Genomic DNA, 5,510 nt, shown 5'->3' on the forward strand with positions numbered 1-5,510 from the left:
AACGTACACTTTCCTACACGCCATACGGCTGCTGGCTTTCAGACCCTTACGCTCAAGTTATCCACAGGCCGTTCCACAGGCATTGTGGGTAACGCCCACAACTCAATGACAACCTGATGACGCCCACACCCGTTGTGCGCTGTGGTGCAGGATGCCATGGCGGCGGGCCAGGGCCGGGCGGTCTTTGCTGTAGCCGCCGCCGATCACGCCCATCACGGGAATGTCGCGGCCCAGGCAGTGGCGCATCACGCTTTCATCGCGGGCGGCCACGCCTGCGTCTGTCAGTTTGAGGTAACCGAGGGCGTCGTCCTTGTGTACATCCACCCCGGCGTCGTACAGCACCAGGTCGGGCTGGTACAGCGGCAACAGGTAGTTGAGCGCGTCGTCGACCACCTTGTGGTAGTCGGCATCGCCCATGCCCATGGGCAGCGGGATGTCCCAGTCGCTCTGGGCCTTGCGCGCCGGGAAGTTCTTTTCGCAGTGCAGCGACACGGTGATGGCGTCCGGTGTGTCATGGAGGATGCGCGCAGTGCCGTCGCCCTGATGCACGTCGCAGTCGAAGATCAGCACGCGGTTGACCCGCCCGCTGGCCAGCAGGTAATGGCTGATCACCGCCAGGTCATTGAAGATGCAAAAGCCCGCCGGGTAGTCGTAGCGGGCGTGGTGCGTGCCGCCCGCCAGGTGGCAGGCCAGGCCGTGTTCCAGGGCTTTTTCTGCTGCGAGAATTGAGCCGCCAACTGCACGCACGGTACGCCGCGCCAGGGCTTCGTTCCAGGGCAGGCCGAGGCGTCGCTGGTCTTCGCGGGACAGCTCACCGCTCATGTAGCGCTCGATATACCCAGGTTCATGGGCCAGGGCCAGAATCTCGGCGGGGCAGACCTCGGGTCGCAGCAAGTGGCTGTCCTGGGTCAGGCCGCTGCTCACCAGGTGGTCACGCAACAGGCGGAACTTGTCCATGGGGAACCGGTGGTCCGCCGGGAACTCAGGGCTGTAGTCATCGTGGTAGATCAATGGCAAAGGCATGGGATTTTCTGACGGGAACCTGCGACGGATCTTACCAGCGCTGTACACTCACGCACATGGCAAGGGAGGGGGACCCATGGAGCCGATACTGGAATTGGAAAGCGCACGGCTGGTGCTGCGCCAATGGCGTGACAGCGACCTGACGGAATTTGCACGCATGTGCGCCGACCCGCAGGTAATGCGCTATTTCCCGGCCAAGCTGAGCCACCTGGAAAGCGCCGCGCTGATCGGCCGTATTCGCGGGCATTTTGCCGAATATGGCTTTGGCCTTTGGGCCTTGCAGCGTAAGGATACCGGCGAATTTATCGGCCTGACCGGGCTGCTAAACGTCAACTTCGAGGCCAACTTTACCCCAGCGGTAGAAATTGGCTGGCGCCTGGCCCACGAGCATTGGGGCCTGGGTTATGCCAGTGAAGCGGCGTGGACCGCGCTGCGCTGTGGTTTCGACCGGCTGCAGTTGGACGAAATCCTCGCCTTCACCACCGAATCCAATCTGCCATCACAAAAAGTCATGCAGGCCATCGGTATGCATTACGATCCGCAGGCAGATTTTGAACACCCCAAGGTCGCAGCCGATGACCCGCTGCGCCATCATGTGTTGTACCGCATCACCCGCGCCCAATGGTTGGACACGCTGCACGGATAAGCAGCCCGGAATGCCCTATTGATTGTAGGAGTTGCTCTATGAGCCAAGTATTGGAAGATCTGGTGGACTTGCTGACCCTGGAACCGATCGAGGAAAACCTCTTTCGCGGCCGCAGCCAGGACCTGGGCTTTCGCCAACTGTTCGGCGGCCAAGTGCTGGGCCAGTCGCTGTCGGCCGCCAGCCAGACCGTAGAAGAAGCGCGTCACGTGCATTCCCTGCATGGCTATTTCCTGCGCCCTGGCGATGCTGCACTGCCAGTGGTGTATTCGGTGGACCGCGTGCGCGATGGCGGCAGTTTCAGCACGCGCCGCGTCACGGCGATCCAGAAGGGCAACCCGATTTTCACCTGCACCACCTCGTTCCAGTATGACGAAGAGGGCTTCGAGCACCAGACCACCATGCCCGTGGTGGTCGGCCCGGAAAACCTGCCGTCGGAGCTGGAACTGACCAAGCAACGCGCGCACCTGATTCCCGAGCACATGCGCGACAAGCTGCTGTGCCCCAAGCCGATCGAAGTGCGCCCGGTGACCGAAAAAGACCCGTTCAACCCGCAGCCGTCCGACCCGGTCAAGTACGTGTGGTTTCGTGCGGACGGCGCATTGGCCGATTCGCCGGCGCTGCATAAATACCTGCTGGCCTATGCTTCGGATTTCGGCTTGCTGACGACCTCGCTGCTGCCCCACGGCAAGACGGTTTGGCAGAAAGACATGCAGGTCGCCAGCCTTGACCATGCGCTGTGGTTCCACGCCGACCTGCGCGCCGATGACTGGCTTTTGTATGCGATGGACAGCCCGTGGGCCGGTAACTCACGGGGTTTCTCCCGTGGCAGCGTGTACAACCGCGCCGGGCAACTGGTGGCTTCGGTGACCCAGGAAGGGCTGATTCGCCATCGCAAGGATTGGGCATGAGCCTGTCGGACGTTAAGCACTGGGTTTTTGACATGGACGGCACCCTCACGGTGGCCGTGCATGATTTTGTGGCGATTCGCGTGGCGCTCGATATTCCACCTGAAGACGACATTCTCACGCACCTGGCGGCATTGCCTGCGGATGTGGCGGCGGCCAAGCATGCCTGGTTGCTTGAGCACGAGCGCGAGCTGGCTGTGGGGTCGGTTGCTGCTGTTGGCGCGGTGGAGCTGGTGCGCGAGCTGGCCGGGCGGGGCTATCGCCTGGGCATCCTGACGCGCAATGCGCGCGAGTTGGCGCATATCACCCTTGAAGCGATTGGCCTGGCGGACTGCTTTGCCGTCGAGGATGTGCTGGGGCGTGATGATGCGCCGCCCAAGCCGGATCCGGGTGGGTTGCTGAAACTGGCGACTGCCTGGAAGGTAGCGCCGAGCGCGATGGTGATGGTTGGGGATTACCGCTTTGACCTGGTTTGTGGCCGGGCGGCGGGGACCAGGACGGTATTGGTTAATCTGCCCGAGAACCCGTGGCCGGAACTGGCGGATTGGCATGCTGAGGATTGCGCGGCGTTGCGCCGAATGCTCTAACCCAGGCACCTTGGTCGGGCTTGTGTGGCAGCTGGCTTGCCTGCGATAGCATCACCTCGCTATGCCTGTTAGACCGAGGTGTCTGCATCGCAGGCAAGCCAGCTCCCACACAAGCCAGCTCCCACATGTTTGATCCGGTTTTGTCAGTTACTTACCGAACAGCACCTGCTCACCCTCAGGCGACGTAAACATCTTATCGCCGTCGTGCCCAACCCCTGGCACTTCCACCAGCTTCTGCGTCAGTTGCGGATGGCGCTGCTTGAGGTAGTCGAAATAGTTGTGCCCGCGAATCAGGCGATACGCGCCCTGGGTCTCGGCTTCGCAGCTTTTATCCAGCGCCGGGTGGTTGGGGTCGGTGTCTTGCTGGCCCAGCAGGTAGGTGATGTTGCGTGACGCGTAAACCTGCTCCAGCTGCTGCGCGCTCTGGCCTTTGGCGTAATCCGGCAGGTTCTGCATGCCGTACTTCCAGTCGTTGAAGCCTGGGCAACTGGCCACATCAAACTTCACCGGGCGTTGCGGGCTGAAGTAGGCGTAGGACGACGGGTTAGCCACCACATAACGCAGGCTGATACCTTCGGTTTGCAACATCGGGTGGTCGTGGCTGGTGAGGGCGAAACGCTGCACCACCTGGCCGCCGCCGGAATGGCCGGCGACCACGATTTCTTTCAAGGCCGGGAACAGCTTGCGGTTGCCCAGGTGTTTGATGATCTGGTCGAGGGCGCCGTAGGAGCTGATGTGGCCTGGGCCGGTCGACGGGTCGCCGGCCATCCAGTCGTTGTGGTTCCAGCGCAGCACCTGATTGTCGAGGTGGTTGCGCTGGGTATCCAACTCATTCAAAAACTGCGGCGCGATCACCAGGGTATTGGCGGCAAGGCCTGCGTGCTGGGCGGCATCTTCGCCGCTTTGCAGGTAGGTCTGCGCATTGCGCAGGCGACCGTGCACGATGATCAATGCGCGAGTGACGTTGGGCAGCGGCTGGCGCCAGTCCTGGCTCAAGCCCAGGCTCAAGGCGCCGGCCTCCAGTTGGAAACGATCGGGGCTGACCACCTTGACGCCATGTTCTTTCTCGGCGGCCCAGGTGGTGGTGGAACACATCGCTAATGCGCTAAGCAGCAACCCCAATCGTTTATTCATTTAAAGACTCTTGGCTGTAAAGGTGTCGCATTGAGAGATCTGGCCCTCTGCGAAGCCGGTCTTGAACCAGCGAACCCGCTGTGCCGAGGTGCCGTGGGTAAACGAGTCCGGCACTACGCGCCCTTGACCCTGTTGCTGCAAACGGTCATCGCCGATGGCGTTGGCCGCATTCAGTGCGGCTTCAATATCGCCGGGCTCCAGCCAGTTCAGGCGTTTTTGCGCGCGGTTGGCCCACACGCCGGCGAAACAGTCGGCTTGCAGTTCCTGGCGTACCAGTAAACCGCCGTCACCTTCCATCTGCCGGCCTTGCTGGCGTGCGGCCTGGATCTTGGCCGAGATGCCCAGCAGCGTTTGCACGTGGTGCCCGACTTCGTGGGCGATCACATACGCCTGGGCGAACTCGCCCGAAGCCTTGAAGCGTTGCGACATCTCCCGGAAGAAATCCAGGTCCAGATACACTTGCTGGTCGGCCGGGCAGTAGAACGGGCCGCTGGCCGAGGTGGCGCCACCGCAGGCGGAGTTGACCCGGCCACGGAACAGAATCAGTTTCGGGTTCTTGTAGGCCAACCCGTTTTCCTTGAACACCTGGCCCCAGGTGTCTTCCGTGTCGCCCAGCACGGCGCGCACGAAATCGGCCTGTTGATCATTGGCCGGCGGCGCCTGGCGCGCCTGCGTACTCGCCGGGGGCGCTTGCTCCATTTGGCCGCTTAGCTGGCCGAGGATCTGCATCGGGTCCTGGCCGGTCAGCCAGCCGATGCCGACGATCAGCACAATCGCCGTGAGGCTCAGGCCTTTGCCGCCGCCAAAGCGCATGCCGCCACCGCCGCCGCCACCACTGTCATCGCGGGCGTCCACCACGTTGTCGCTGCGTCGGCCTTTTTTCCATAGCATGGGTGCAGTCCTCTCGTTAAGCCTGCGCTCTTTATTTTAAGAGCAGTGTTGTTGGTGCAGGGGCATGGCGCCAGCCCGGCTGTCTGACAAGCAACGAGAGCTGCCTAGTATCGCTGCTGTCAGGCCGTGTCGGCAGGGGCGCCAGATGAAAGTTATGTCAGGTTTGCCGCCTCAGTCGCGGCAGTAGCCTTCGCCGGTGTCGACGATCAGGCAGTCTTTTTTATCTGCCAGCCATTTAAGGCCCGTGGCTTCACCGTCGCCGGCGCTCAGCTGTTGCGGGCCGTCCGGGCGGGTGAAACTGATGCCGTCTTCATTGGCTTCGCC

Annotated in this window: 6 protein-coding genes; 3 read left to right on the top strand and 3 right to left on the bottom strand. The window is 62.2% G+C overall.

Annotated features, from left to right (window positions below):
- Positions 1-102 precede the first annotated feature (102 nt).
- Positions 103-1,023, bottom strand: coding sequence for a histone deacetylase family protein (locus FEM54_RS22950; RefSeq protein ID WP_138453204.1), 921 nt, complete (start codon positions 1,021-1,023; stop codon positions 103-105).
- Positions 1,024-1,099: 76 nt separating this feature from the next.
- On the opposite strand from FEM54_RS22950, the gene FEM54_RS22955 reads away from it, so the two are divergent.
- Genes FEM54_RS22955 through FEM54_RS22965 form a run of 3 tightly spaced genes read left to right on the top strand, consistent with a single transcriptional unit; the run spans position 1,100 to position 3,161 of the window.
- A complete protein-coding gene (locus FEM54_RS22955; protein ID WP_017139339.1) occupies positions 1,100-1,669 on the top strand; it encodes a GNAT family N-acetyltransferase in 570 nt (189 codons plus the stop codon).
- A 38-nt stretch (positions 1,670-1,707) separates the two neighbouring features.
- On the top strand, positions 1,708-2,577 hold the full coding sequence (gene tesB / locus FEM54_RS22960; RefSeq protein WP_017139338.1) for an acyl-CoA thioesterase II: 870 nt from the start codon (positions 1,708-1,710) through the stop codon (positions 2,575-2,577).
- A complete protein-coding gene (locus tag FEM54_RS22965; protein ID WP_138453206.1) occupies positions 2,574-3,161 on the top strand; it encodes an HAD family hydrolase in 588 nt (195 codons plus the stop codon). The genes tesB and FEM54_RS22965 overlap by 4 nt, the downstream gene beginning before the upstream one ends.
- Before the next feature lie 147 nt (positions 3,162-3,308).
- Here FEM54_RS22965 and FEM54_RS22975 read toward each other — a convergent pair whose 3' ends face one another.
- Positions 3,309-4,295 carry an alpha/beta hydrolase family protein gene (locus FEM54_RS22975; protein ID WP_026013862.1) on the bottom strand — a complete coding sequence of 329 codons (987 nt, stop codon included), beginning with the start codon at positions 4,293-4,295 and terminating at the stop codon, positions 3,309-3,311.
- Positions 4,296-5,186, bottom strand: a complete 891-nt coding sequence (ypfJ, locus tag FEM54_RS22980; RefSeq protein WP_099547607.1) for a KPN_02809 family neutral zinc metallopeptidase — start codon at positions 5,184-5,186, stop codon at positions 4,296-4,298.
- Positions 5,187-5,510: the final 324 nt, after the last annotated feature.

Source organism: Pseudomonas edaphica, from assembly GCF_005863185.1.
In the GTDB taxonomy this organism is placed as follows: domain Bacteria; phylum Pseudomonadota; class Gammaproteobacteria; order Pseudomonadales; family Pseudomonadaceae; genus Aquipseudomonas; species Aquipseudomonas edaphica.